The organism is Thermoflexus sp., assembly GCF_042408815.1.
Taxonomy (GTDB): domain Bacteria; phylum Chloroflexota; class Anaerolineae; order Thermoflexales; family Thermoflexaceae; genus Thermoflexus.
The window spans coordinates 13,688-37,992 of sequence record NZ_JBHOQR010000036.1; the positions used below are offsets into that span (position 1 = coordinate 13,688).

The 24,305-nt window shown below is 65.0% G+C and carries 19 protein-coding genes; 5 read left to right on the forward strand and 14 right to left on the reverse strand.

Annotated elements, in window-relative coordinates; all coding sequences use genetic code 11:
• Window positions 1-59 precede the first annotated feature (59 nt).
• Together mvaD and ACFMO3_RS11590 are read right to left on the reverse strand one after the other, a co-directional pair.
• Window positions 60-1,046 carry a diphosphomevalonate decarboxylase gene (gene mvaD / locus ACFMO3_RS11585; protein ID WP_376790564.1) on the reverse strand — a complete coding sequence of 329 codons (987 nt, stop codon included), beginning with the start codon at window positions 1,044-1,046 and terminating at the stop codon, window positions 60-62.
• 159 nt (window positions 1,047-1,205) lie between these two features.
• A complete protein-coding gene (locus ACFMO3_RS11590) occupies window positions 1,206-2,591 on the reverse strand; it encodes a sialidase family protein (RefSeq protein WP_376790565.1) in 1,386 nt (461 codons plus the stop codon).
• Between the two features lie 203 nt (window positions 2,592-2,794).
• Here ACFMO3_RS11590 and ACFMO3_RS11595 point away from each other — a divergent pair, with 203 nt between their 5' ends.
• Both ACFMO3_RS11595 and mtnP read left to right on the forward strand, forming a co-directional pair.
• Window positions 2,795-3,772: a YgfZ/GcvT domain-containing protein gene (locus ACFMO3_RS11595; RefSeq protein ID WP_376790566.1), complete on the forward strand. Its 978-nt coding sequence runs from the start codon at window positions 2,795-2,797 to the stop codon at window positions 3,770-3,772.
• A gap of 134 nt (window positions 3,773-3,906) precedes the next feature.
• On the forward strand, window positions 3,907-4,785 hold the full coding sequence (mtnP, locus tag ACFMO3_RS11600) for an S-methyl-5'-thioadenosine phosphorylase (protein WP_376790567.1): 879 nt from the start codon (window positions 3,907-3,909) through the stop codon (window positions 4,783-4,785).
• A 61-nt stretch (window positions 4,786-4,846) separates the two neighbouring features.
• On the opposite strand, the gene ACFMO3_RS11605 is transcribed toward mtnP, so the two are convergent.
• Window positions 4,847-5,797, reverse strand: a complete 951-nt coding sequence (locus ACFMO3_RS11605; RefSeq protein ID WP_376790568.1) for an ABC transporter substrate-binding protein — start codon at window positions 5,795-5,797, stop codon at window positions 4,847-4,849.
• 413 nt (window positions 5,798-6,210) lie between these two features.
• Here ACFMO3_RS11605 and ACFMO3_RS11610 point away from each other — a divergent pair, with 413 nt between their 5' ends.
• Complete coding sequence (locus ACFMO3_RS11610; RefSeq protein WP_322802296.1) at window positions 6,211-6,438, forward strand: SWIM zinc finger family protein; 228 nt, start codon at window positions 6,211-6,213, stop codon at window positions 6,436-6,438.
• Between the two features lie 361 nt (window positions 6,439-6,799).
• Window positions 6,800-7,414 carry a helix-hairpin-helix domain-containing protein gene (locus tag ACFMO3_RS11615; protein ID WP_376790569.1) on the forward strand — a complete coding sequence of 205 codons (615 nt, stop codon included), beginning with the start codon at window positions 6,800-6,802 and terminating at the stop codon, window positions 7,412-7,414.
• Between the two features lie 92 nt (window positions 7,415-7,506).
• Here the strand turns inward: ACFMO3_RS11615 and ACFMO3_RS11620 are convergent, their stop codons facing one another.
• The 6 genes from ACFMO3_RS11620 to ACFMO3_RS11645 all read right to left on the reverse strand — a co-directional run bounded on the left by ACFMO3_RS11620 (window position 7,507) and on the right by ACFMO3_RS11645 (window position 18,413).
• Window positions 7,507-9,117: a threonine synthase gene (locus tag ACFMO3_RS11620; protein ID WP_376790570.1), complete on the reverse strand. Its 1,611-nt coding sequence runs from the start codon at window positions 9,115-9,117 to the stop codon at window positions 7,507-7,509.
• Window positions 9,118-9,121: 4 nt separating this feature from the next.
• A complete protein-coding gene (gene mtnA, locus ACFMO3_RS11625; protein ID WP_376790571.1) occupies window positions 9,122-10,168 on the reverse strand; it encodes an S-methyl-5-thioribose-1-phosphate isomerase in 1,047 nt (348 codons plus the stop codon).
• 208 nt (window positions 10,169-10,376) lie between these two features.
• Entirely contained in the window at window positions 10,377-14,855 is a 4,479-nt protein-coding gene (locus tag ACFMO3_RS11630) for an adenosylcobalamin-dependent ribonucleoside-diphosphate reductase (RefSeq protein WP_376790572.1), read from the reverse strand.
• 251 nt (window positions 14,856-15,106) lie between these two features.
• Window positions 15,107-15,598, reverse strand: coding sequence for a transcriptional regulator NrdR (gene nrdR, locus ACFMO3_RS11635; RefSeq protein WP_376790573.1), 492 nt, complete (start codon window positions 15,596-15,598; stop codon window positions 15,107-15,109).
• A 178-nt stretch (window positions 15,599-15,776) separates the two neighbouring features.
• On the reverse strand, window positions 15,777-16,388 hold the full coding sequence (locus ACFMO3_RS11640; RefSeq protein WP_376790574.1) for a histidine phosphatase family protein: 612 nt from the start codon (window positions 16,386-16,388) through the stop codon (window positions 15,777-15,779).
• A 171-nt stretch (window positions 16,389-16,559) separates the two neighbouring features.
• Window positions 16,560-18,413 carry a hypothetical protein gene (locus ACFMO3_RS11645; protein ID WP_376790575.1) on the reverse strand — a complete coding sequence of 618 codons (1,854 nt, stop codon included), beginning with the start codon at window positions 18,411-18,413 and terminating at the stop codon, window positions 16,560-16,562.
• Window positions 18,414-18,670: 257 nt separating this feature from the next.
• Here ACFMO3_RS11645 and ACFMO3_RS11650 point away from each other — a divergent pair, with 257 nt between their 5' ends.
• Complete coding sequence (locus tag ACFMO3_RS11650) at window positions 18,671-19,618, forward strand: glycosyltransferase family 2 protein (RefSeq protein ID WP_376790576.1); 948 nt, start codon at window positions 18,671-18,673, stop codon at window positions 19,616-19,618.
• On the opposite strand, the gene ACFMO3_RS11655 is transcribed toward ACFMO3_RS11650, so the two are convergent.
• The 5 genes from ACFMO3_RS11655 to ACFMO3_RS11675 form a co-directional block, all read right to left on the reverse strand.
• Window positions 19,615-20,391 carry a class I SAM-dependent methyltransferase gene (locus ACFMO3_RS11655; protein ID WP_376790577.1) on the reverse strand — a complete coding sequence of 259 codons (777 nt, stop codon included), beginning with the start codon at window positions 20,389-20,391 and terminating at the stop codon, window positions 19,615-19,617. The two genes, ACFMO3_RS11650 and ACFMO3_RS11655, sit on opposite strands and share 4 nt — an antisense overlap.
• The gene (locus tag ACFMO3_RS11660; protein ID WP_376790578.1) at window positions 20,342-21,526 is read right to left on the reverse strand and encodes a glycosyltransferase; all 1,185 of its coding nucleotides are present in this window, start codon (window positions 21,524-21,526) and stop codon (window positions 20,342-20,344) included. The genes ACFMO3_RS11655 and ACFMO3_RS11660 overlap by 50 nt, the downstream gene beginning before the upstream one ends.
• Window positions 21,523-22,251, reverse strand: coding sequence for a class I SAM-dependent methyltransferase (locus tag ACFMO3_RS11665; RefSeq protein ID WP_376790579.1), 729 nt, complete (start codon window positions 22,249-22,251; stop codon window positions 21,523-21,525). The genes ACFMO3_RS11660 and ACFMO3_RS11665 overlap by 4 nt, the downstream gene beginning before the upstream one ends.
• A 125-nt stretch (window positions 22,252-22,376) precedes the next feature.
• Window positions 22,377-23,123, reverse strand: a complete 747-nt coding sequence (locus ACFMO3_RS11670) for a class I SAM-dependent methyltransferase (protein ID WP_376790580.1) — start codon at window positions 23,121-23,123, stop codon at window positions 22,377-22,379.
• A 2-nt stretch (window positions 23,124-23,125) separates the two neighbouring features.
• A complete protein-coding gene (locus ACFMO3_RS11675; RefSeq protein WP_376790581.1) occupies window positions 23,126-24,304 on the reverse strand; it encodes a DegT/DnrJ/EryC1/StrS family aminotransferase in 1,179 nt (392 codons plus the stop codon).
• Between the last annotated feature and the right edge of the window lies 1 nt (window position 24,305).

The window sequence follows — 24,305 nt, forward strand, 5'->3', positions numbered from 1 at the left end:
AATTTATCCGGATTGGCCCCTTTTCCTCTACGGGAGGTCAGCAACACTCCTCCGGATCCCTAGGAACCCGGGATCCGAGAGGCTCCACCCCCCGGCCCGCTGGTCAGCACCCGCCGCACCCCCGGCACGCGCCCCAGCCGCTGGGCCACCTCGTGGGCGACTTCCCCCGGACAGAGCACATGCACATTGGGCCCGGCGTCCAGCGTGAAGGCCACTGGCAACCCTTCCTCCCGCCAGCGACGGACAGCCTGCAGGACCGTGATGGTGGCGGGCTCCCAGTAGAACAACGGAGGCCGCGAGGTCATCATCACGGCGTGCATCCAGATCGCATCCGTCTCCGCAATCTCCGCCAGGGATTCGAAGTCCCGTCGCTGGATCGCCTCCCGACAGCGAGCAACCCGTTCAGAGGCTGTCACCACCCGCAGGGCGTGGAGCGGGCTGGTGGCCGCCCGGCGATGGCCCTCGCTGGAGCTGACCACCTTATGCTGTTCGCTGACGATGGCGATCACATCCCACAACGCCCAGTGCTCGGGCGGGGCGATGCTGTAGGCATACGAATCCTCGTGGCGCTCTCCCGCCACCCATTCCACAAAGCCAGGGGGCACGGACCGACAGGCCGACCCGGAGCCGAGCCGGGCCAGCATGGAGAGCTCGCGTTCCGAAAGATCCAGGCTCAGTGCCGCGGCGGCAGCCACCGCCAGCGCCGCAAAGGCGGCCGCCGAGGAAGCCAGCCCCACCCCGGCCGGGATGTCCGTGTTCGACTCCACCACGGCCTGCCCCCGAAACCCAGCCTCCCCCCGCACATAATTCAGGAACCCCTCCACCCGATCCCGAGCCGGGCCCTCCACCCGGATCCCATTCAAAATCAGAACATCCGGCCCTTCCTCCTCCAGGAACGTCACCGTAGTCACCGTGCGCAGCGCCCCCAGATTCATCGAGAGAGAAGGGTTCGCCGGAAGGCGAAGCCGGTCGTCCCGATTCCCCCAGTATTTGATAAAGGCAATATTTGGATGGGCTTGCGCTGTCGCCCGTCGAGCCGCTTCCATCCTTCACTTTCCCTCCGGATCGGAGCGCGGATCTCCTCCGCGGGGCCATCCCCCTCGGGCCAACCGCGTCCAGATGGACCAATCCAGTTTCACATCCTTCGAGGGCGGCATCGCCGCCTATTCCCCGGGCCAATCCGCGACGCCTGCCCGGCCCCAGGCTCACCAGAGCGGAACGAGCGGAAGCAACAGGCGCGCGGAAGCGGGAAGGATCCCACACGCGACCATGATATCTTCATCTCCGAATCGGGTGTCGCTCCAGGCCGCGCACACCCGATCGCGGACCACATCCAGGCCCCAGTAATCCCCGGGGGCCGGGCTGATCGGCGGCACCCCCACATTGAGGTCAAAGGAGCGGTTGCTGACCCGGAACGGCAGGCTCCACGTCCGGCCGCCATCCGGCGAATACGCATAAAAAGCATCGAACAGACGGTTTCCTGGATCCCGCCGGCGGTCCAGCCAGAACAAATGCACCCATCCGCGGGAATCCGTTCGCACGATGGGATGGGCCGCATCGCCAGGGGCGGCGAACGGAATGGATATGCTCCACGTTCGACCGCCATCCTCACTACGGGCGAAGACCACCTCCGTCCCCAAATCTCCCCGGGTGGAGAGCTCGGTCCACGTGACATAGAGCCGGTTTGCATCGGAAGGATCCGCCGCCGCGCTGGGGAGCGTGTAAAGCCGCCACCGGTCGTAGGGCCGCACCGGGCTGGGAGGCTGGAGGACGTGGGCCACCGTCCGGGGGGCAGAGAAGGAACGCCCACCATCGAAGGAAGTCACCACGCGGATCTCCCCCGGCGTGGTCGGGGACATCGGTTCCACATAGAACAGATGGACCGCGCCGTCCGCTCCGATCACCGGCATAGCCCCCTGAACACCTTCCCCTTCCGTCGCAGTCACCGGGGGTGACCAGGAAAGCCCCCCGTCTCCGGAGTGAACCATCCACAGCACATCGGCATGCATGGGGCGCCAGGCCACATAGAGGCGCCCGTAGAACGGGCTGCCAGGCCGGTTATCACGGGCCAACCATGGCTTATCATCGAGAATGGTCGATGGCTCCGAAATCACCGTCACCGCGTCCCGCCACGTGCGCCCCCCGTCATCCGACCATGTCAGAAAGAGCCCATGGTGGCGGTAAGCAGGGGTCCCTGCCCCCAGGACCAGAACGTAGAAGCGCCCGTTTTCGGCCGCCAGAGCCACGGGATCGCTCTGCCGGGTGATCGCAGGAGGGAGCCCGGGGAAGGGAAGCTGGATCGGCCAGGAACGCCCGCCATCGAAAGAGACATAGATCCAGACCTCGCGGGTGATATCCTGAGTGCGACGGAAATCCTTAGCGGCCACCACCAGATTCCCGGGATTTTGAGGATGGATGGCCAGACTAGGCTCCTGCTGGGCGAAGCCACTACGATCGCTGTTCGCGACCGCATTCGGACCCCAGAGCGGTGGAGGGAGCAAATCCGCCTCCATCCGAGCCAGCGCCAGAGGAACCGCCCATCCCAACAGAAGCCCCCCGGCCAGGGCGATCCACTGGGGAAACGCCTTCATCCTCCCGCCTCCATCAGTCTTCCTCGACTCATCCCGACCGAACAAGAGGGGAACCGCCCTTCGCTCTCCAATCGCGTTGAAGGTAAGGCATGGATCTGCTATGATCATGAATCCGGGGAACTGAAACCAGCAACCTGACTTGAAACGCAGACCGAACCCTCCATCTCCCTTCCCCACAAGGGCCGGGGGAGAGGTCAGACCCGATGGCCATCGAACGGACGTGGATTGCGGCATGGCAGGATGCCGCGATCTGGAAAGATGAGCAATGGGGGCGGCTCCTGGTGCGCGGGGAGGATCGGCTGGCCTTCCTGCAACGGATGTCCACCCATGACTTCCGCGCGATGCAACCCGGGATGGTCCTCCCCACGGTCTTCACCACCTCCACCGGGCGGATCATCGACTGGGTCCATGCCTGGGCGCTGGAGGAAGAGATCCTGCTCCTGACATCTCCCGGGGCCGGCCCGACGCTGAGCTCATGGCTTCGACAGTATATCTTTTTCCGGGATCGGGTCCGCATCGAAGACGGCGCTGACCGCTGGGAGGCCATAGCGCTGATCGGGCCCCGGGCCGCCGAGCGCCTGGGGTGGTCGCCTGGCCCCCCTTATGCCGGCCAGTGGATCCGGGTCGCCGGCATAGAGGTCCTCGCGGCGAGGATCGATTTCCCGCCTGCCCTCTGGATCATCGGCCCCCCCAATCCCATCCGGATGCTGCAGGAACATCTGGAGGCGCAGGGCGTGCCGGCCATGGGGAAGGCCATGTGGGAGATCTGGCGGATCGAACAGGGGATCCCCGTATGGGGTCGGGAGCTGACTGAAAGGGTGAATCCACTGGAAGCCGGCCTTCGGTTCGCGATTTCCTTCCAGAAGGGCTGCTATATCGGGCAGGAAGTCATCGCCCGCCTGGAACACTATGAGAAAGTCCGCCGCCGCTTGATGGGCCTGTATCTGGAGGAGGAGATCCCAGCCGAAGGCGCCCGCCTGGAGGTGGAGGGACGGGAGGTCGGGTGGTTGACCAGTTCAATTCGTTCCCCCCGGTGGGGTCCCATCGGTCTCGGATACGTATTGCGGGAATACGCCGAGCCCGGTCGCCCCGTTTCCGTTCGATCCGGCGAACGAGCCATTCCGGCCCGCCTGGCTACACTGCCCTTCGCCCAGAATCCCCTGCCGGGCGCTCTGGAGTGAGTCGGGCCTGAACCCGGCATTCAAATCCCGGGCCGCCTGTTCGGATGGAAACCAGGCGGGCAGAGGCTACCCTATCCCAGCGCTCTGAAATATCATATCTTTCGATGAGCACCCTGCAGGAGGGAATCTTTCCCATGGCGCGAGAGCCTGTGAAGCTGGCCATCATCGGGGGCAGCGGCCTCTACCAGATGGAAGCCCTGCAAGATGTGGAGGAGGTGCAGATCCCCACGCCCTTCGGGGATCCCAGCGATGCCATCATCATCGGGACGCTGGAGGGACGACGGGTTGCCTTCCTCCCCCGCCACGGGCGCGGCCACCGGATCGCCCCCAGCGAGATCAACAGCCGTGCGAACATCTATGCGCTCAAAGTTTTGGGAGTCGAGCGGATCGTCGCCGTGAGCGCCTGCGGGAGCCTTCGGGAGGAGTTCGCCCCCGGCCACGTGGTGGTCCCGGACCAGCTGATCGATGCGACGAAGGGCAAGCGCGCTTATACATTCTTCGGCAACGGCCTGGTGGTGCACATCTCGATGGCGGATCCTTTCTGTCCTCACCTGAGCGAATATGTCTACCAGGCGGTGAAAGCGGTGGGAGGCACGGCCCACAAAGGGGGGACTTTTATCACGATCGAGGGGCCGCGTTTCTCCACGAAGGCTGAGAGCCGGATCTGGCGGCAGTGGGGGGCGGATATCATCGGCATGACGGCGGTGCCGGAAGCCCAGCTGGCCCGCGAGGCGGAAATCTGCTATGCAGCGATGGCCCATGTGACGGATTACGATGTCTGGCATGAAAGCGAGGAGCCGGTGACCGCGGAGATGGTGATTCAGCGCCTGGCTGCCAACGTAGCCATGGCCAAAGAGGCCATTCGGGTCCTGGCCCGCATCCTCCCGGATGAGCGGCCCTGCGCCTGCGGCAGCGCCCTGCAGCACGCCTTTGCCACCGATCTCTCCCTGGTCCCCGAGTCTCTCCGGCGTGATCTGGCCCCGATCCTGGGGAAATACCTCCAGCCGTCTTGACATTCCGGGAATACAAGCAACGGCGGGCCGGGGAACTGCCTCCCCGGCCCGCAAGCGCTCTTCAACGGATTTCCCGCACCAGCTGCTCGTAAGGAATGTCGCCCGGAATCAGCCCTTTCCCCCGGGCCCAGGCAATCACATCCGCGAATTGCTCACGGGTGGGGAGCGCACGCTCCGGATACGGGGGTAACCGATAGGTTCCCACCAGGGGCTGAGGCACCAGCTGCTTCTCGGAGAGAAGGCCGGCGTATTTGTCCCGGTTCGCGTTGATGGCCGCCACCGCCTGATCCCATGCCTGCAGGAAGCGCCGCACGGCCTCCGGGTTCTTCTCCACCACCTCCGCCCGGAAGCTGAGCACGCTCAGAGAGATCGACTGGACCTCCCGATCGTCCGCGATCACCTTCGCCCCCTGCTGAATCGCCAGGGTCGCGAAGGGATCCGGAAGGGTGGCCGCCTTCACCCGGCCTTCCACCAGCGCCTGCAGCCGATCCGGGATGCGCGGGATGTTCACCGTTTGGTAATCCCCTGGTTTCAACCCCGCCCGCTCCAGGATCCGATCTGTCATATACTCAATGACCGTCCCCTGGGAGATGGCGATCTCCACCCCCTTCAGATCCTGAGGGCTTTCGATCCCGGCGCTGGGGTTCGCCAGAATGAAATACTGGGGCGCCTGCGGATACGCTTGGCGGGCAATGCGAACCACGTAGATCTGGGGTTTCTCTTTGTTATAGAAGAGCGTCGAAAGCGTATCGTTGACCATGGCGTCGATGCGCCCGGCCTGCATCAATTGATCCCGCTCGGCCGCAGAGGCCGCGGGCACGACTTCCACTTCCAGACCGGCCCGGGCGAAGTAGCCCTCGGTCTGGGCCACATAGACCGGCAGGACATCCAAGATCGGCAGGGCCCCGAAGCGGACCCGCATCGGACCCGCGCTCGATGAAGGCTGGCACCCGATCGCCTCCAGGATCAGCCCGACCATCAGAGCCAGCCCGATCCCTATCCGCTGCTTCATGGATCGCCTCCAATACCAGAATGTCATCAATAGTTTATCTCAACCCCCCGTCTCGTGAAGAATTTCTCAAAAGGCTGGGAGGAGGAGACCGAACATTCCGCTTTGCCCACCCATGGCCCTTTGCGCTTTGAGCGGGAGAGCCGTCGTGAGGCTTTTCCGGCGGCACCCTTGCCGTGGCGGGCGGCTCCAGGGCCTCGAGAGGCGCCCCACCCACCCGGCCGCTTTGACAACTCCCCCCAACTCGCCTATACTGGAGGCAGAACACGCAGATGGGGGAGGCTTCCCTTGCGTGGAGAGGTCCGACAACGAAGGCCATCCCCAAAACGGCACGCGGCCGATGGGCTGTCGTGCCGTTTTGCTTTTCTGTAAGGGGCTACGCCGCTCGGAATTCCACCCTCAGGAGGAGGCTCCCTATGGTGGACTCGGCGCTGATCGGCAAGATTGAGAAAGCCCGGCGCTACGCTGAGGAGCGGGATCGATTCCACTTCATCTCCTTCGCCGTCACCGTGCGCGGCGAGAACAACACCCACCACGTTCGCTACCACGAGGGGAACTGGACGTGCGACTGTGAGTTCTTCCAGCATCGCGGGACCTGCGCCCACACGATGGCGCTGGAGCGGATCCTGGAGGGGATGTTGTAAGCCGGCGATTTCCTCCAGCTCCCCGCGATCTAGCGGTGGGGAAGCATCCGTCGATGGATCTTCCGGGAAGGATCGCCGCGCCTTCCGAATCGCACCTGGACTGGGTCGGCGGGGCGGGCGTTGCAGCTGCCCGCCCCCTCATCTTTACAGCCGGGAGACGCGGAAAAGCAGGCCGGCTGCCCCCCATCCCCCGCGATGGAGCAGGCCTCCTCAGCCTATTCGCTATCATAAACATGAGCCAGCATGCCCGGCTTTCCCTGCTCGGGCCCTGTGCTGCCCGTTCGGCGCTATCGCTTTTGGGAGATCAAGCCGAACGATCCCGCAGGCAGATCCCTATCCCGCTCGACTCAGACGAAGCGCCATGAGCATCCGCAATCGAGGTCCGGCGTCCGCCTCCAGAGGAGGCGAGTTCTGGTTAACCCTGCGAGAAACGATCGTGTTGGGAGCCACCCTGGCCAGCTTCCTGGCCAGCATCTGGCTGCTCCGGCGTCCGGCTCCCGCGCCGATCCGGATCGTTCCGCCCCCAACCCCGGCACCGACCCTTACCCCCACCCCGAAGTGGATCCAGGTCTACCTGACCGGCGCCGTGCAAGCGCCCGGCGTCTACACCGTCCCTCAGGGGGTTCGGATCTGGGCCCTGCTGGAGCAGGCAGGGGGCCCTCAGGCCGATGCGGATCTCGAGGCCCTCAATCTGGCCGCGCCGGTTGCGGATGGGATGCACCTGCATGTGCCCCGACGCGGGGAGCCGCCATCGGCTACGCCCACCCCCTCCGCCCGCCTGGACCTGAACACGGCTTCCGTGGAAGCGCTGGAGCAGCTCCCCGGCATCGGGCCCCGGACTGCGCAGGCGATCGTCGATTACCGGCTCAAGCATGGACCCTTCCGGTCCCTGGAGGATCTCCTGGCCGTCCCGGGCATCGGCCCCGCTACCCTGGAGCGTATTCGCCCCTGGGTGACCATCTATCCGGAACCCTGAGGGAGGCGGAAACCGGTATTGACCCGGCCCAGATGACCGACGGAGGAAAAAACAAGGGCGGAACCGACACGAGGGCCCGGCTCGTTATGAAGCTATGAAGCATGGAGGGCCGCCAGCATGTCCTCGAGCAGGTGTTCATCGGTGAAGGTTCCCTTCTCCAGCACCGCGTAGGCCTGCTCGCGCAGACGGGCCTGTTCCTCCGGCGCCAGGCTCCGAGCGGTGATCACCAGGACCGGGATGCGGCGCAGCTGTTCATCGGCTTTCAATGCCTCCAGGAGAGCAAAGCCGTCCATCCCGGGCATCATCAGATCCAGGAGGATCACATCTGGCGGCTGCGCCCGGATGCGCGCCAGGGCCTCGTCGCCCCGATAGGCGGCCTCCACATAGAAAACCCCGCGCGATTGCAGAATCCGCCGGATCAGCCGCACCGCATCCGGGTCGTCGTCCACGATCAGCACCCGCCGGCTGCGCGGATCCAGCTGGTCTAATGCAGTGAGGAACCCCTCGGAAGGCGCAGCGGGGGCTTCCAGGGTGTGGACCCAACCTTCTCCCAGGGCGAACTTCTCCACCGGGAAGGTATGCCCCGACGCGTTGATGACCACGGTCTCCTCCGGCCGGATGCGCCCGGAGGCGATCAGCTTGAAGGCACCGGCGAAGGCGGCGGCCGCCGCTGGCTCTATCGAGAGGCCTTCCATCTTAGCCAGCAGATGCATTGCCCGATAGGCTTCCTCATCGCTCACCGTCTCCATAAAGCCCCCGGTCTCCAGCACGATGCGGCGCAGCACGGGGTAGGCCGGGCCCGGATCCCCGGTCGCCAGCGTGGCGATCCGGGTGCGGGGCGTAGGAACGACCTGGGCCTGCTCCCGGCCCTCGCGGAAGGATGCCACGATAGGGGCGCAGCCCTCCGCCTGGATGATGCCGATGCGCGGAACCCGATCCACCAGACCCATGGCCTGGAGCTCCCGGAATCCTTTCCACACCCCGATTGGGCCCATTCCCCCGCTCACGGCCTGGATATACCAGTCCGGCGCCCGCCAGCCCAGCTGCTCCGCCATCTCGAAAGCGAGGGTCTTCATGCTCTCCCGCGCCGCCAGGCTCCGGATCCCCCGGTCCAGGAACAGCCCGCGCCGCTCGGCGAACCGGGCCGCCACCTGCTTGGTCTGGTCGTAAGTCCCGGTCACCTTGATGACCTCCGCCCCATACAGGGCGACCTCCCGCATCTTGTCCGCGGGCGCGGAGCTCACCAGGAAGGCCCATAGCTGAATCCCGGCCCGGGCGCAGTAGGCGGCATACGAGATGGCCACATTCCCGGTGGAGGCCACCACCATCTCCTGCAAGCCGGCCTCCCGAGCCACTGAGATGGCCAGGGAGGCCTGACGGTCCTTGAAAGAGCCCGTGGGGTTCTGGCGCTCGTCCTTGATGTAAAGGCGCGGACGGCCCAGCATCAACCCCAGGTTCTCCGCCCGCAGAAGCGGCGTTCCCCCTTCGTCCATCGTCACGATGTGGAGATCATGACGCAGGGGCAGGAGCTCCCGATAGCGCCACATGGTGAAGGGGCGGTCACGGAGCACGCGTTCCCACTGCCGGCGGACGGTTTCCAGATCGTAGACGACATCCAGCCAGTCGCCGCCACAACGCGGGCAGCGGATCTCGAAGCGGAGATAGGGCCACCGATGGCTACAGGCCGCGCAATGCAGCCACATCCCGTCACCCCTCCGATTCGAGGCCCAGGGCCCGCCGAATGTGAAGGTCGAAGGGCGGATAGAGGATTCCCCTCTCCGTGACGATCCCGGTGATGTAGCGGGCAGGCGTGACATCGAAGGCGGGGTTGGCCGCCCGCGCTCCCCGGGGGGCGATAGGGATGCCCTCGATCTCCAGCACCTCCCGCTCATCCCGCTCCTCAATGGGGATGGCGTCTCCGTTCGGCGTATGGGGATCGATGGTGGAGGTGGGGGCCACCACATAGAAGGGGACCCCGTGCTCTTTCGCCAGGACCGCCAGGGTGTAGGTGCCGACTTTGTTGGCCACATCGCCGTTGGCAGCGATGCGGTCGGCGCCCACCAGGACGATGTTCACCTTCCCCTTGCGCATGTAATAGCCGGCCGCGCTGTCGGCGATCACGGTGAAGGGGATGCCCAGCTGGAGCAGCTCCCACGCGGTCAGACGGGCGCCCTGCAAACGTGGCCGCGTCTCATCGACCAGCACATGGATGCGCTTCCCCTGCTCGTGAGCCGTGCGGATCACCCCCAGGGCGGTGCCGTAATCCACCGTGGCTAGGGCGCCGGTGTTGCAGTGGTGCAAGATGATGTCACCATCCCGGATCAGAGACGCCCCGAACTGGCCCATCCGGCGGTTGGTCTCCACATCCTCTTCCGCAATGCGGATCGCCTCCGCCACCAGCGCCTCCCGCAACGCCTGGGGATCCTCCAGGCCCTCATCCGTTGCGCGGCGAAGCATGCGATCCACTGCCCAGAACAGATTCACCGCCGTGGGCCGGGAGGCCTTGAGCAGGGCCGCCGCTGCCTCCAGATCCCGCAACAGGCCTATCCGATCGGACGCCGGACTGCGCAGGGCAGCCAGGGCCATCCCGAAGGCGGCCGCCGCCCCAATCGCCGGCGCCCCGCGGACTGCCATGGTGCGGATGGCCTCCGCGACCGCCTGTGGGGTGTCACACTCCAGGATTACCCGCTCATGGGGCAGACGTCGCTGGTCGATCAGACGAAGCACGCCGTCATGCCATTCCACGCTGCGCATCCGCTGGTCTCCATGCCAGAAAGATCAATGGGGATTTTACCCGAACCGATGGTGATGTGGGGAGTCCAGAGCCTCAAACCGCCCGGCGGGGACGGGATCCCGTTCCACCCCTCTCCCCTCTTGACGGCTTTGCGACCTCAGGGGCCCGCTGATCCCTTGAAGTCCAGAAATGAAATCCCCCTCCCCGTTTCCAGGGAGGGGGATCGGGTTAACATTCACTGTAGCCACAGTTATAGCAGGTCCGGCATCCTTCTTGCTCCAGCAGCGTAGCCTCGCCGCACTGCGGGCAGAGGTCCCCCACTGGCCCGAGGGCCTCTCGCTCGGCGGGCTCCGGGCGAGGTTCCGGCAGCGGGAGCGCTGGCGGAGGGCTCGGGATCGCCGAGGCCTCCAGGCCGCGCTCCGCCAGGTATTCCGCCAACACCCGGGCGATGCCGTCGGGGAGGCTGCGCACCCGCTCCGGCCCGAAGCCCAGGGCGCGCCCCCCGCCGATGCCCTGCAGCTGATCCACCACCTGGCGCAGCCGCTCGGCGGGCGGCACCGGGGAAGGCAGCCGCAGCAGCAGGGAGATCAGCCGCCCGATGGCCTCCGCCACCGCCGCGATGTCCGAACCTGCTTTCCCCACATTCAGGAACACCTCGAAGGGCTGGCCCTCGCCGTTCTCATTCAAGGTGATGAACGCCGTCCCCACCGGCGTGGCGATCCGGTAGGTGACGCCAGCGAGTTTCTGCGGCCGCGGACGCACGGTCGGGCCCACTGGTTGCGGCAGCGTGGGCTGGGTCGGAACCATCGCCGCCCCCTTCTGCTCCTTCTTGGCCTTGGTCTCCAGGGTCTCCAGGACCTCCTTTTGACGGGATCCGGCCACGTATACGGTCAAGCCCTTGCATCCCAACTTCCATGCCAGAAGGTAGGCCTTTTCGACATCTTCCACGGTTGCTGTTTCGGGGAAGTTGATGGTCTTGGAAATGCTGTTATCGATGAACGCCTGGATGCTGGCCTGCATCCACACGTGTTCTTCGGGGGTGAGGTCCTGGGCGACCACGAAGGTGTGGCGGATCCAGTCGGGGAGCTCCTGGATGTGCTGGCAGGTGCCCCTGCGCAGGACCTCCTCGATGATCCGGGCGCGGGCCTCCTCATTGAGGCCGGCCTCCTTCAGGGCGCGCATGAAGAGGGGGCTGACGTAGCGCAGCTCCAGTCGCCCCTCCGCCTCGTGGACGTAGCGGATGTAGGCCAGGGCGAAGACGGGCTCGCACCCGTAGCCCTCGCAGCCGGCGACGGTGGAAAGCGTGCCAGTCGGGGCCACCGTGGTCTGGGCGGCGTTGCGGATGCCGTAGCGGCGGATCCCCTCCACGATGGCCTTCCAGTCCAGGGGCGGCCGGCCCCAATCCCGGGTGTAGGGCTTCAGAGGCTTCGGGGGCTCCCATTTCAGGTTCTCCGGGTCATAGATGCTCCCCCGGATCGCCGGGAAGGGGCCCCGCTCTTTGGCCAGCTCGATACTGGTCCGCATAGCGTGGTAACGGATGAACTCCGCGATCTGGGCGGCGAACTCCTGGCCTTCCTCCGAGCCATAGCGGATCCGCAAGTGATACATCAGATCCGCCAGCCCCATGAAGCCCAGGCCGATGCGGCGGGTCTGGAAGGCAGCCTCCTTCAGCTGAGGGACGGCGGGCACATACTGGTTGACCTGGACCACGTTGTCCAGGAAGCGGGTGGCCCATTCCACAGTCTCCCGCAGCTTCTCCCAATCCACCTCCGCCCGGCCGTCCACGTATTTCACGTGGCGGGCCAGGTTCACCGAGCCCAGACAGCAGTTCTCGTAAGGCCCCAGCCACTGTTCACCGCAGGGGTTTGTGGCTTCCAAGGTGTAGAGATGCGGGACCGGGTTCGAGCGATTCGCGGTGTCCAGGAAGAGCACACCGGGCTCACCGTTGTGGTGGGCCTGGGCAGCGATCTTGCGGAAGAGGTCCCGAGCCCGCACCCGCTTGTAGACCCGGATGGGGATCCCCGCCCGCTCGGCGTCCTCCAGGGTCCCCCGGAAGTTGCGATAGGCGGGATGCAGCACGTCTGGGAAGCGCAGCTCCCACTCCTCGTCGTTCTCCACCGCCCGCATGAAGGCATCGGTGATGCCCACCGAGATGTTGAAGTTGGTGATGGCGTTCTCGTCCGTCTTGCAAGTGATGAACTCCTCGACGTCCGGATGATCCACCCGGAGCACCGCCATGTTGGCGCCCCGGCGGCTGTTGTGGGTCACCATGCCATTGGCCAAATAGGTGTGATTGTCTGATACCTCCAGGTCCAGCGTCAGCGCCTCGCCAGCGGGCTCAACGGATCGAACGTGAACGAACCAGCGATTGCCCACCGGAAGAGCATGTCGGGCGAATTCAGGAGATCGCGCTGTTAGCCCTTCATAAGCCGTAAGGGTGAGCCAACCCTCCCCTCGGACGTAGCGCCGCAAGGCACGTGGCAGCGCTGGGCGCGGGCTTCGGATCTTTCGACCGGTTCCTCGCCCGCGTCGATCCCGCAGTGGAAGGGCGGTCGCTCCCCGAACCGGGCTGAGCCAGTAAGCGGGCTCCGGAAGCGGATAGGCGGATTCACGATTCGAATCCGGGATCCGCTCCAGGCAAACCCGGAACCGGGAGCGGGGATCACAACCGATCCGCTCCGCCCATGCCCGCAGCCCGGCCGAGGAGACAATGCGAACGAACCAGGGCCGGGACCGTCCGAACCGGTTCCTGGATGGATGGCCCGAGCGCACTTTCACCGGGCATCCCAGGCCGATGAGCAACACCGCCACTTCTCGGGCCAGGCGCTCCGAGGCAGTGCAGAGCATGGGATAGCCATGGACGACCCTTCCATCGGCCTCGAAAAGCCCCCGCAGATAAGCCGCCACCACCGAAGGAGGGCTGAGCCGGATCAGACGGGGGACGCTGGCCTCCACGCTCCGGCCCTTCCCCAAACCGTTCATGCGAAGGAACTCCTTCACCGCGCGGTTATCGATGATGAAGAGCGTAGAGCCCTTCCCGGGCTTGCGCTGGATATGGACCTGAACCCCGAAGAGACGCTCCATCAGGCGGGGCATCTCTTCGATCAGGTAAGAATGATCGGCCACCGCCACCCCGATTCGATGATCGTTCTCCCCGTGGGCTACAAAGCCATCACCGGTGAGATACCCCAGGAAAAAAGCGAACTCCTCGTCCAAAACAGGGGGTAGCCGGGGCATGACTGGATCGCCGTGTTCCTTCTCGACCGGCTTCAGAGGCTGGAGATGGCCCTGATGCTGGCCGAGAATGACCGGGATGGCCTCGCCGGGCTGCAGCTCATCCAGCCGACGCCAGACCCAACCTTCCCGCGTCAGCACCTTCACCTTGTGATCCGGCGTGCCAGTCAGCGTTAGGCCCTCCTCCGTCACCACGCGCAACACCCGGGATCGGCCGCGGTTATAGCCGTGAAGGGAAATCCGGGGACCCTCATCGGTCCACACGGTGATGCGCTGCGGCTGCCATCCGGGCTTTTCCGGATCGACGATCTCGTCCAGCCGGAGCAGCCCATGCGTGGTGAACACCAGGGTATCCGGCGTCAGACATCCTCCCTGGGCAATCTCTCCGAAGGCCCGATCGTAGACCCGCAGGAAGCCTACCGGGCCGGTAGCCCGGCCCATCGAGGAGAAGACGATGGCGTTCTTGGGACGCAGACGGGAGAACGAGAACCCATTGCCGCCGCCCGTCTGCTGGATCAGCGCCGCATCCCGCAGGGTCTGAAAGATCCCCCCCGGGATCTTCCCCATGTCATCCTCCAGGGGGAGGACAAAGCAGTTGTGGACTACAACGCCTTCTACAACATAAGTGTGATCCTCTTCTACCTCACAATTATAAACAAATCCTTCATACCCCTCAGTTCCAACATGTTCTATCTTCAAATATGCATGGTCTCCGTTCCTCAATATGTCGTTACCCAGAGATACAGGAACCGAAAGATGGATTTCAAAGGCTTCCTCGATAAGCGGCCGAGATCGGCGGCGAACTCGGATCGCTGGAGCAATGCACTGGGCTTCAAGATCCTCGGCATAGACGGCCTCCGCTGGATCGAAAGGCCCAACCGGCAAGATCCCCTTCGGGAAGCCGACAGCTACCCAATCTCCAGGACGGAGATCGGCGGCCATGACCCAGCCCTGAGGGGTCAGGAAAGGATGCTCGGGAGTGGCCCGGATGGGTTGACCGATCCGCCCCACTTGGATCACCTTCAGCGGTCCCCGATAAAACCGCCGGGAGGTTTGCCGGACCGGCTGATAGCGGCCACGATGGGTCAGGACGCGATCGCCGGGCCGCAGGTCATCGATCCGTTTCGGACCGCGATCGGTCATCACGCGCATCTCGGGCGTGAAGCACGCCGCCAGCTGCCCCAGCGGGGTGCCGGCGCCGGTGAAGGTGGGGGAATTGGGGAGAAAGCGGAGGGAGGTGAGCATCCGGTAGAACCGCTCCTCCCATAGGGCCGGATCGCCGCCCAGCTCCTTCTCCGCCTCCGCAATGGCCCGAGCCACTCGACGGAACATCTCAGGGATGGTCTCTACCGGCCGGCCGTCCGGCCCCTTGCGCAAATACCGCCGCTCCAGGACGATACGGCCGTTCTCGGTTAACGGGATCTCCGCCTCCGTATTCGCTTCATCCACCCGGATCTCCCAGCGCGTCGTCATGGCCGTTTCCTCCTTCCCCAAAATAGAGATCGCTCGGCATCGATGTGCCCCGGACTCCATCGGCCCGCTGACCCCATGGACACCATCCGGATCTCCACTGTTCTCGGAGAACCCGGGGAACCACCATATATGGCGGTTTATTTGACATCAAATCCTATATATGGCGAATCCGCGGACACCATTGAGCCATCGGTAGGAGGTTCGCGGATCGGTTGCTTGGGATGGAAACAGGGCCCGAGGTCAGGCGCCGTTCAGGCCGGGCCGGCCGGCGGGGAGGCGCTTTCCCGGGCTCGGGCCTCCAGGAGGTTATCGATCTCCCGCCGGATGCTCTCCAGATCGCTCAAACCGAGATACACAATGGCGTAGCGGATGTAGGCGATCTCATCCAGCTCCTTCAGCCCCGCGATGACCATATCGCCGATCTGCCGGCTGGGGATCTCCGATTTCCCCATCGCCTGGAGACGGGCCTCGATCCGCTCCACCAGGCGCTCCAGGGCCTCCGCCGGGATGGGCCGCTTGGCGCAGGCGATCTGGATCCCCCGCAACAGCTTCTCCCGATCAAAGGGCTCCCGTCGCCCATCCCGCTTAATCACCATGGGCGCGAGGTGAATCGGCCGCTCAATGGTGGTGAACCGGCGCAGACACCGGGGGCACTCCCGACGCCGCCGCACGGCCCGTCGCTCCGCCTCCGGCGTGGTGTCGATCACCCGCGTGTCCCCATTCCCACAAAAGGGGCAGCGCACGGACGAAACCCCTATATATAGGGTAGAAAACAGGTTGAGCCGCCAGATCTTCGGATCCAGACGGGCCCTTATCGTAGCATGGAGGCAGAGGGCTGTCAAGCGCCACGGAACGCTTTAACCGGCGAGGACGTCCGCCGTTGAGCGCGGAGCGGGCCGCTCGTTTGACGCCGGCCCGGGGCTACCCCGCTCGATCCTCCAGATGGCATGTATCGTTCAGGCGGATCACGACCCAGCGTCCATCCTGAACGACCAGCTCGGTCAGCGAGGCGTTATCGAAGCGAAACGGGGAAGGCCGATCCAAGGGGAAGCCCAGCCAGCACCGGAAGAACATGGCGAAGGTCCCCCCGTGGGCCACCACCGCCACCGCTTGCTCCGGCCGGGCCATCGCCGCCTGCATCGCCGCCCACACCCGCTCCGCGAAGGCCTCGCGGGGCTCCACCCCCACGATCGCCGTGGTTGGATCCCGGGCCATCTCCCGCCAGGCCCGCTGCAACACGGCGACCTCCTCCCCCGGGCGCCCCTCGAAGGGACCCTGCCCACGCTCCTTCAAGCGCTCATCCACCTCGATAGGGACCCCCCAGGCGGCGGCGAGGAGGCAGGCGGTCTCATAGGCCCGCCACAACGGGCTGCAAAGGATGAGGTCCGGCGGAGCGGTGCGCAGGCGCTCCGCCAGCCGGCGGACCTGCTCCCGACCCACGTCATCCAGGGGCACATCCGCCCACCCCTGGATCCGTCCTTCGGCGTTCCACGCCGTGCGCCCGTGCCGGATCAGATATAGCCGCTCCGACATCTCAGCGGTTCTCCCGACCCGACTTCATGGAAAGTTTCCTGCCCGCCGCATCCCTTGAGGTTCCATACCCAGCGATTCCATACCGGGTTCCCCGACGTGCTCTGAGTATACCCCATCTCCGGAGCCCTCCACGCATTTCGTTCCCCTATCCTTGGGTGCAGATCAACGGGGCTACGGGATTTCCAGGACCCCCACCTCCACGCCATCCCCGAGGGAGCCATCCACCCGGACCGGCCATCGGGCTCCGGAGCGAGGGTCATACAGACCCACCCGGATCCGGTAAAGGCCGTGGAGATCCCGGGGCAGGATCACCCGAGTGAAGACTGGGAAGGGGTGATCGAGGGGCCAGGTAGAGATCGGCATGAGATCGTTGGGCAGCGGACCGTCCTGCTGGGCCACCAAGCGCCCGGCAGGATCCAGGACATGGATGAACATCTGGGGAGAACGAGGGATCGGCCCCACCCGCGCCCAGGCCAGAGTCACTCCGAGCAGGTCTCCCGGCCAGCGGGGCTGGCGCAGATGCACGCCCCGCAGTTCGACTTTCCCATCGAAATCGGCCTTCCGCGGCGTCAGGGGACGCCCATGGAAAGGCGGCCACGTCTCATAATAAGCCACCCAGAGGGAACCGAAAGGCTGTCCCCCGACCTCAAAGCCGTTTTCCAGCAACAGCCCATCGAAGAGCCCCAGGGGGTCCACCACGTTCTGTTGCCATCCGAAGAACCACAGGCGCCACGGACGGTCGGGCGGGCCATATCGTCGATGGGCGTCCTCCAGCCACGTTCGAACGGCTTCCTCCTCCCACACGGGGGATGCCGGGCCCATGAGGAGCGGAGCGGAGATCCCCATCCGGTTCCAGTAATAGAGAACCGCCCAGTTGGCCCGCAGGGCGAGGGCCGCTTCCCCCGGCCGGATCTGTCGGGCCACGTGGGCCACCGCTTCCCGATACGGATCCCGGCCACGGCCGGGATCCGCCCACCACGTCCACCATGGGCCGAGGAGCATGGCTCCCAGGGGCAGGAGGAACAGCGCCCCGATCCATCCTCCGGCCCGGCGCGGCAACCCGGGGATCCGCGCGCCGAGGAGCTCCCCCAGCCGGGCGGCCCCGCCGCCGATCCCGATGACCCACAGCGCCCACAGGAAGATCCCATAGCGGGGATGGAACAAGGCGAACCGAGGGAAAACCGTCACGAGGGTCGCGACGGTCAGGGCCATGGTGCCCAGGGTGAGCGCCGCCCACCGACGGGCGAAGGCGTTCCAGCGGAGCAGAGCAGCCGGGGCGAGGATAGCGGCGAGGAGCCATGTCCCTTCCCCCGGCCAGAACCCGTGGGCGAGGGCGGAGAGGATCCCCAGCAGGGTCGCGGGGGGTCGGAGGAAATCCTCCGGACGAACGAACCGTTCTCGGGCGAAGATCAGCCAGGGGCCGATGAGCCCCAGGAGTCCCAGCATGCTCGCGGCCCATCGCCGGCGCGCCCCGGAGCAGCGGGCGCTCCCCAGCCCCAGCCCGATGGCCATCGCGGCCGCCGGGAAAAGCCCGTAATAATGCGTGAGGATTGTTCCGGCGGCGAGCAGTGTCCAGATCAGGAAGCGAAGCGACGTAGGCTTCCGGAGGATCGCTTCCATCCCCTCGAAGGCGGCCAATGCCCCGGCGGCCAGCATCGCATACATCCGGGCTTCCTGCACATAATACAGCCAGAAGGGGGAAAGCCCCATCGCCAGCATCGTCAGGATCCCCGCGGGCCATCCCCACCCGCGCGCGGCGATCCGTCCGGCCAGGGCGGCCGTCAGCAGGCCGAACGCCACTGAGGGCCACCGCAGCGCGAACTCGCTCTCCCCGGCGATCCGGATCCAGAGATGGAGCAGCAGGTAGTAGAGGAAGGGGCTCCGATCCGCCGCCGTGGTCCGCAGCATCTCCGGGATGGGCATGCGGGCCAGATGCCAAGACCATCCCTCATCGAACCAGAGGGAAGGGATGTGGAGGCGATTCAAGGAGATGGCGGTCAAGAGCACCAACCATGCGATCGGCATTCCGGTTCACTCCCGAACGCAGCTTGCGGTGCGCCCCGGCGGGGAAGCTCCCTCGAGGCCCAGCGGCAGCCTTCGATCCCCGATCTCCAGAGGATGCATCCGGATGGATTCGCTCCTCAAAGTGTAACCATCGAGGCGTTCCCTGCCAAACCAGTTCCCCGGAGTAGCCGGCTCAGGCTATTATGGAAAAGGGTGGCCTGGCGGGGCTTGCATCCAGGGGAAGGGAAACATCGGAAGGATCTGGGGACTCAGGGCTTATGCACATCGTGGTGCAGATCCCAGCCTATAACGAAGCGGAGACCATCGGGGAAGTGATCCGAGGGATCCCGCGGGAGATCCCTGGGGTGGAGCGGATCACTGTCCTGGTGGTGGATGATGGCTCAACCGACGGGACCGAAGGGATCGCCCGTTCCGCCGGAGCGGACATCGTCATACGGCATCGGCGGAACCGGGGGCTGGCGGCCGCCTTTCAGACTGGGTTCGACGCCGCCCTGCGTCTGGGCGCGGACATCATTGTGAACGTAGACGCCGATGGCCAATATGATCCGGGGGACATCCCGGCGTTGATCGCGCCCATCCTACGAGGGGAAGCCGACATGGTTGTCGGCGATCGACAGGTCACCCGCCTGGCCCATTTTCCCTGGCACAAGCGCATTCTGTCGGCCCTGGGCTCGGCCGTCGTGCGTTGGGCCTCGGGGCTGGACGTTCCGGACGCGCCGAGCGGCTTCCGGGCCTACACCCGGGAGGCGGCCCTGCGATTGATTGTGCTGACGGACTTCTCGTACACCGTGGAACATCTCATCCAGGCCGGCAAGCGACGTCTGGCCGTCACCCATGTTCCCATCCATGCCCGTCCCACTTCCCGGCCCTCCCGGCTCCATCATGGCCTATGGGATTTCATCAAACGACAGGGGGCGACCATTGTGCGGGTCTACGCGAGCTACGAGCCGCTGAAGGTCTTTTTCTATCTCTCCCTTCCCTTTTTGGGGGTTGGCCTGATTCTCTTCGCCCGGCTGGGGTGGTTTTTCATCGCTGAGGGCTTCGCCCTCTACGGCCATCTGCAGTCCCTCATCGTCGCCACCATGGCCATCATCCTGGCCTTCCTGATCTTCCTCTTCGGCCTATTAGCGGATCGCATCGGAGACAACCGAAGGCTGCTCGAGGAGGTCCTGCGCCGGCTGCGGGAGTTAGAGGAGCGACTTTAGCCCCGGCCCTCCGGTTTCCGAAGGACCAGGTTGAAGTTCGGCATCCAGGGGGTCAGCCACGGGCGAAATCGCGGAGGAAGCCGCCGCACCCAGCGCGAGAAGATCCTCACCCATCGTCCGTTCAAGTGGAACTGCTGTGGATCCTCCAACAGACGGTAAGTGTAATCCTCGATCACGAATCCCAGATCCTCCAAGGCGTGGCGCAGGGTCCACCATGAGACGGGGCGTTCATAATAGAGGGGAGCTTTGCCGCTCCAGCGCACCACCCGATGGGCCAGAGGGCGCGGGAGGTAAGGGAGCAGGGGGAGGTCATAATGCAACTCAACCGGAAACAGGCGGTTGGGGCCGCTGAAGAAGCAGACCCCACCCGGCCGAAGCACCCGCTGGATCTCCCGCAGCAAGCGACGCCAGTCTGGGACGTGCTCGTAGACCTGGGCGCAGAGGACCAACTCAAAGGCGGCATCGGGGAAGGGAAGCTGTAGCGCATCCCCCACGCATAAGGGAAGCCTTGCCCCTCGGCTTCGGGCAAGGCGCAGGGCTTCCGCGTCGATGTCCACACCGACGATCTCCCAATGTGGCCATGCCAGCACGAGATGCTCGCTGATCACCCCGATCGAGCAGCCGACATCCAACGCTCTCCCCCCCTGCTCTATGAGCTGGGGGGCTGCAGCCTCCAGGATGGAGCGGATCTTGCGGGCCTTTTGCCGTCTTAACTCCGGGTCCTTACACGTCTCCCAGCAAGCCCAATAGTTCGGCTGATAGTGTTCCTTCATCCTGTTCCCCCTTCAAAAGGGAGGCGATGATCTCCACCGCACGCTCGGGCCGGAACCATCCCCGCAGGATGGAGGTGTTCCGCTGGAAGACCTCCCGACGATCGGGATGGGATAGGACCCACCGCAGGCCTGTGGCCAAGGCCTCCACGGTAGGTTCACCCACCACCCACCCCACCTCCTTCAGGCGGATCAACAGGCCGAGGTCCCCCACATCTGTGGCCACTACGGGCAGCCCGCACTGCATGGCGTCTCCGAAGACCAAAGGGATGCTCTCCACGCGGGAGGGGATCACGAGGTAATCGGCCGCTTTCATCATGGAGACCACCATGGGGGGGGTCGCATAGCCGTGGAGGAAGACCGTTCCGGCCAGCCCGCAGGCCTCGAGACGCCTCTCCACCCACGGCCGCAGGGTTCCATCCCCCAACATATGAACCTGAACGCCGGCCAGATCCTCCCGCAGGGCGCACAAGGCCTCCGCCAGGAGATCCACGCCCTTCTGCCGCTCAAAGCGGCCGACATACAGCAAGCGACAACGAGCCGCAGGGAGCACAGCCGGAGCGATCTCGAGCGGCAGCCGCCGGGCCGCAGGGAGGAACCCACACCGCCTCCCGCTGATCCGTTCGACCTCCTGGGCCAGGTTCCAGCCATCGGCCAGGCAGAAGGCAGCATCTTGCAAGACCCGGCGGACCACCCGTTCCCCGAAGGGATAACGCCGCCGCCCCCAGATGTCGGATCCTAAGGCCCACACCCCGTAGGGGAGGCGACGCCGACGCCAAGCCCAATGCGCCAAAGCTCCCGATGGGAGGGCCCACAACGCCACGCAAGCCTCCACTCCGAGAGCAGCAGTGGCCCGATCCACGAAGACCATGCCGCTAAGCACAAGGCTGGCGAAGCGGATCCAATTGAGGGGATGCGAGGGCTGAGGGGCCAACTCTCGATAATTACCCCACCAAGGGAACTCGAGAACCGGGAGTTGAGGCTCGCGGATCGGTCGGTCCTTACGAGGCGTCACCACCCAGACTTGGTAGCCTGCCCGTTGTAGGCCGAGGGCCAGCTCGCGGGCGAGGACCCCCGCGTTGAAGGTCTCCTCCGGGCTCAAGGGATAAGACGAGGTGATCAGAAGGAGCCGCTTCATCCTTCCCTCCGCAGCAGCCAGGCTGTGTATCGGGCTCCCCACGACCAACCCAGGAAGGCCGCCACACCCTCCAGAGGGTAGGCCACGGCCAAGAAGAGATAAAGGCCGATCCACGGCCACCGGCTCTGGTGGAACCACGCTGCTGCCCTCTCTATCCCCCTCGGCCCTCCTGGAGCTTCCCGAAGCCCGAAAGAGGCCATGCGCCGGAGAAAAGGGATCCACGGAAGCCGCTCCACGGCCTGGGTTCCTAGGACGTGAAACCCGTGCCGTTGGAACAATGCCCCCCAGTCTCGGCGCTGTCTTGGGAATAGATAAAAGACCTCTCCCTCGAGCTGGCACAGCTCCAAAGCGACCAGCCTTCCTCCCGGACGCAGCAGACGTCGGAGCTCCGTGAGGGTCTCCTCTTGAACGGAATAGGGGAGATGTTGGAGGACGGTCACTGAGATCGCCCAATCGAATGAGCCGCTTTGGAAACCGAGGCGGGGAAGGTTCATCACCGCCCATGATCCTAAAGGGGTCAGACGGCGAGCCCAGGAGAGGGCATGGAACCCCAGATCCACTCCGACCGTCCGGACTCCATATTGCTGGAGCAGACGAGACCACCGCCCTGTCCCACATCCTAAATCCAAGGCCCGTTCCCCCGGCTGGGGTGGGCACCTCCGCCAGAGCCGGCGCACCGCCCGTTCCTGCCAGAAGGCGAAGAAGCGGTTGAAAGGGGCTGGCATCCCTCGATACAAATCATGGATCCAGCTGACCTCCTCAGGCCGCCTTAGATTCCTCAGAGTGGCCAACCCCTTATCGTGGCGGTGCCAGAAGCGATCCAGGGCCTCTGGGACGGAAAGAAAATCCCTCATGGCCGAAGGATGAACTCGACGTGCCAGGTAAGCAGCTCGCCCAACAGCGGGATGCGGGAGAGATCCAACGGGAGGAAGCGAACCCCCTGATGGACGATCCGGAACCCCGCCTGAAGGATCAGCTTTCGGGCGCGGCGGATCGTCAGGGGATAGAGACCGTAATCCCCGAAGGCACGGGCGAAGGAAGAGGGGGAGGTCGGGAATCGCTCCGGGACCCAGCTGCTCTTCCCCCACCACCTTCGCCATCGGATCGCTGTGAGGGCCGCGCGTTCCCCCAGGTAGTGAAACGGCGAGAACTGATGTCCACCCCGCGGACTATAGAAAGGCGGGAAGCTTAAATAAATCCAGCCTTTCTCACGCATCACACGCCGGATCTCGCAGAGCAGTCCCAACGGCTCCGGAACATGCTCGATGAGGCTGGCACAGAACACACCATCGAAGGTCGCGCTCGCGAAAGGGAGGCGAATCGCGTCGCCGCGCACCTCCGCGATCCCTTCCCCCAAGGAAGAGGACAGGGAGAGATCCAAGGCCACTACCCGGGCGCCGGCCTCCCTCAAAGCCAACGAATAACCTCCGTATCCACAGCCCAGATCCAAGATCCGCCGGCCGGCCAGCGCACACCCACGATGGATGAGTTCCTCCACCACCCATCGACCCTGATAACGCTGGAAGGCTTGATAGTCCTCCTCGCTGCGCAGCCGGACCCGAGCTAAGCGCCATAACTCCCACCAGCGCCACCACATCCTCAAGACCGTCCCCTCCGCCACAGCTCGCGGATCTTCTCGATCACATAAAGAACTTCATCTTCCTCCATGTGGGCCGTGAGAGGGAGGGAGAGGGTTTCCTCAGAGATCCGCTCAGCGTGAGGGAACATGCCGGGGCGATAGCCGTAGGCCTCCCGATAGAACCGGTGGAGGTGCAATGCCTTGTAGTGGATCCCTGTTCCGATACCGGCCTGGTGCAGCCGCCGGATCAACTCATCCCGGGGAAACGGGGCTGCTCGAGGATCCACCCGGATGGTATACAGATGGCGGGCGTGGACGATGTGCTCCTCCTCCGGAGGCAAGCGGATCCCCTCGAGGTCCCCCAGCCCCTCGTTGTAAAGCCGCCAGAGCCGCTCGCGGCGGCTCCGCCATTGCTCCAGATAAGGCATCTGAGCCAACCCCATCGCCGCCTGGATGTCCGTCATATTGTATTTATACCCGGGCTCCATGACCTCGTAATCCGGGAATTGTTCCTCGGTGTAACGGCGCCAGGCGTCCCGGCTCAAGCCGTGCAGGCGTAGGATGCGGGCGCGCTCCGCCCATTCCGCGGAGGCAGTGGTTAACATCCCGCCCTCCCCTGTCGTCAGGCTCTTGGTCGGATAGAAGCTGAAGGCAGCCAGATGTCCCAGCGTCCCCACCTTACGGCCCTTATAGAACGCTTCCAGCGCATGAGCGGCATCCTCGATGATAAAAATCCCATGGCGCTGGGCAAGGTCAATGAACGCATCCATCTCACATGGGCGCCCGGCATAGTGCACGACGATAATTGCGCGGGTGCGAGGCGTGAGCACATCCCGGGTGGCCTCTGGATCCAGATTGCCCGTCCGCGGATCCACATCAGCAAAAACAGGGCGCGCTCCTGCATGGATGATCACATTAGCGGTGGCCGCAAAAGTCATGGGGGAGGTGATCACCTCATCTCCAGGGCCGACCCCGATCAGCCGCAGGGCAAGGTGGAGAGCAGCCGTGCATGAGCTCACAGCCACAGCGAAGGGAGCGCCGATATATCGAGCGAAGGCTTCCTCAAAGGCAGCCACCCGCGGGCCTGTTCCCAGCCAGCCCGAGCGAAGGACCTCCACCACCGCCTCAATAGCTTCCTCGGGTAATCGAGGCGCTCCGAAAACCAGATAGCGGCCACGCGGCGAAATGACAGGGGCCATC

What these genes read in the sequence shown, in the direction of transcription:
- ACFMO3_RS11655 (WP_376790577.1), bottom strand. Translation starts at nt 20,391, where the DNA reads ATGAAGGAACACTATCAGCCGAACTATTGGGCTTGCTGGGAGACGTGT.
- ACFMO3_RS11620 (WP_376790570.1), bottom strand. Translation starts at nt 9,117, where the DNA reads ATGTGGCTGCATTGCGCGGCCTGTAGCCATCGGTGGCCCTATCTCCGC.
- ACFMO3_RS11650 (WP_376790576.1), top strand. Translation starts at nt 18,671, where the DNA reads ATGCACATCGTGGTGCAGATCCCAGCCTATAACGAAGCGGAGACCATC.
- ACFMO3_RS11670 (WP_376790580.1), bottom strand. Translation starts at nt 23,123, where the DNA reads ATGTGGTGGCGCTGGTGGGAGTTATGGCGCTTAGCTCGGGTCCGGCTG.
- ACFMO3_RS11610 (WP_322802296.1), top strand. Translation starts at nt 6,211, where the DNA reads ATGGTGGACTCGGCGCTGATCGGCAAGATTGAGAAAGCCCGGCGCTAC.
- ACFMO3_RS11660 (WP_376790578.1), bottom strand. Translation starts at nt 21,526, where the DNA reads ATGAAGCGGCTCCTTCTGATCACCTCGTCTTATCCCTTGAGCCCGGAG.
- ACFMO3_RS11615 (WP_376790569.1), top strand. Translation starts at nt 6,800, where the DNA reads ATGAGCATCCGCAATCGAGGTCCGGCGTCCGCCTCCAGAGGAGGCGAG.
- ACFMO3_RS11645 (WP_376790575.1), bottom strand. Translation starts at nt 18,413, where the DNA reads ATGCCGATCGCATGGTTGGTGCTCTTGACCGCCATCTCCTTGAATCGC.
- mvaD (WP_376790564.1), bottom strand. Translation starts at nt 1,046, where the DNA reads ATGGAAGCGGCTCGACGGGCGACAGCGCAAGCCCATCCAAATATTGCC.
- ACFMO3_RS11590 (WP_376790565.1), bottom strand. Translation starts at nt 2,591, where the DNA reads ATGAAGGCGTTTCCCCAGTGGATCGCCCTGGCCGGGGGGCTTCTGTTG.
- ACFMO3_RS11630 (WP_376790572.1), bottom strand. Translation starts at nt 14,855, where the DNA reads ATGACGACGCGCTGGGAGATCCGGGTGGATGAAGCGAATACGGAGGCG.
- ACFMO3_RS11640 (WP_376790574.1), bottom strand. Translation starts at nt 16,388, where the DNA reads ATGTCGGAGCGGCTATATCTGATCCGGCACGGGCGCACGGCGTGGAAC.
- ACFMO3_RS11675 (WP_376790581.1), bottom strand. Translation starts at nt 24,304, where the DNA reads ATGGCCCCTGTCATTTCGCCGCGTGGCCGCTATCTGGTTTTCGGAGCG.
- ACFMO3_RS11605 (WP_376790568.1), bottom strand. Translation starts at nt 5,797, where the DNA reads ATGAAGCAGCGGATAGGGATCGGGCTGGCTCTGATGGTCGGGCTGATC.
- mtnP (WP_376790567.1), top strand. Translation starts at nt 3,907, where the DNA reads ATGGCGCGAGAGCCTGTGAAGCTGGCCATCATCGGGGGCAGCGGCCTC.
- mtnA (WP_376790571.1), bottom strand. Translation starts at nt 10,168, where the DNA reads ATGCGCAGCGTGGAATGGCATGACGGCGTGCTTCGTCTGATCGACCAG.
- ACFMO3_RS11595 (WP_376790566.1), top strand. Translation starts at nt 2,795, where the DNA reads ATGGCCATCGAACGGACGTGGATTGCGGCATGGCAGGATGCCGCGATC.
- ACFMO3_RS11665 (WP_376790579.1), bottom strand. Translation starts at nt 22,251, where the DNA reads ATGCCAGCCCCTTTCAACCGCTTCTTCGCCTTCTGGCAGGAACGGGCG.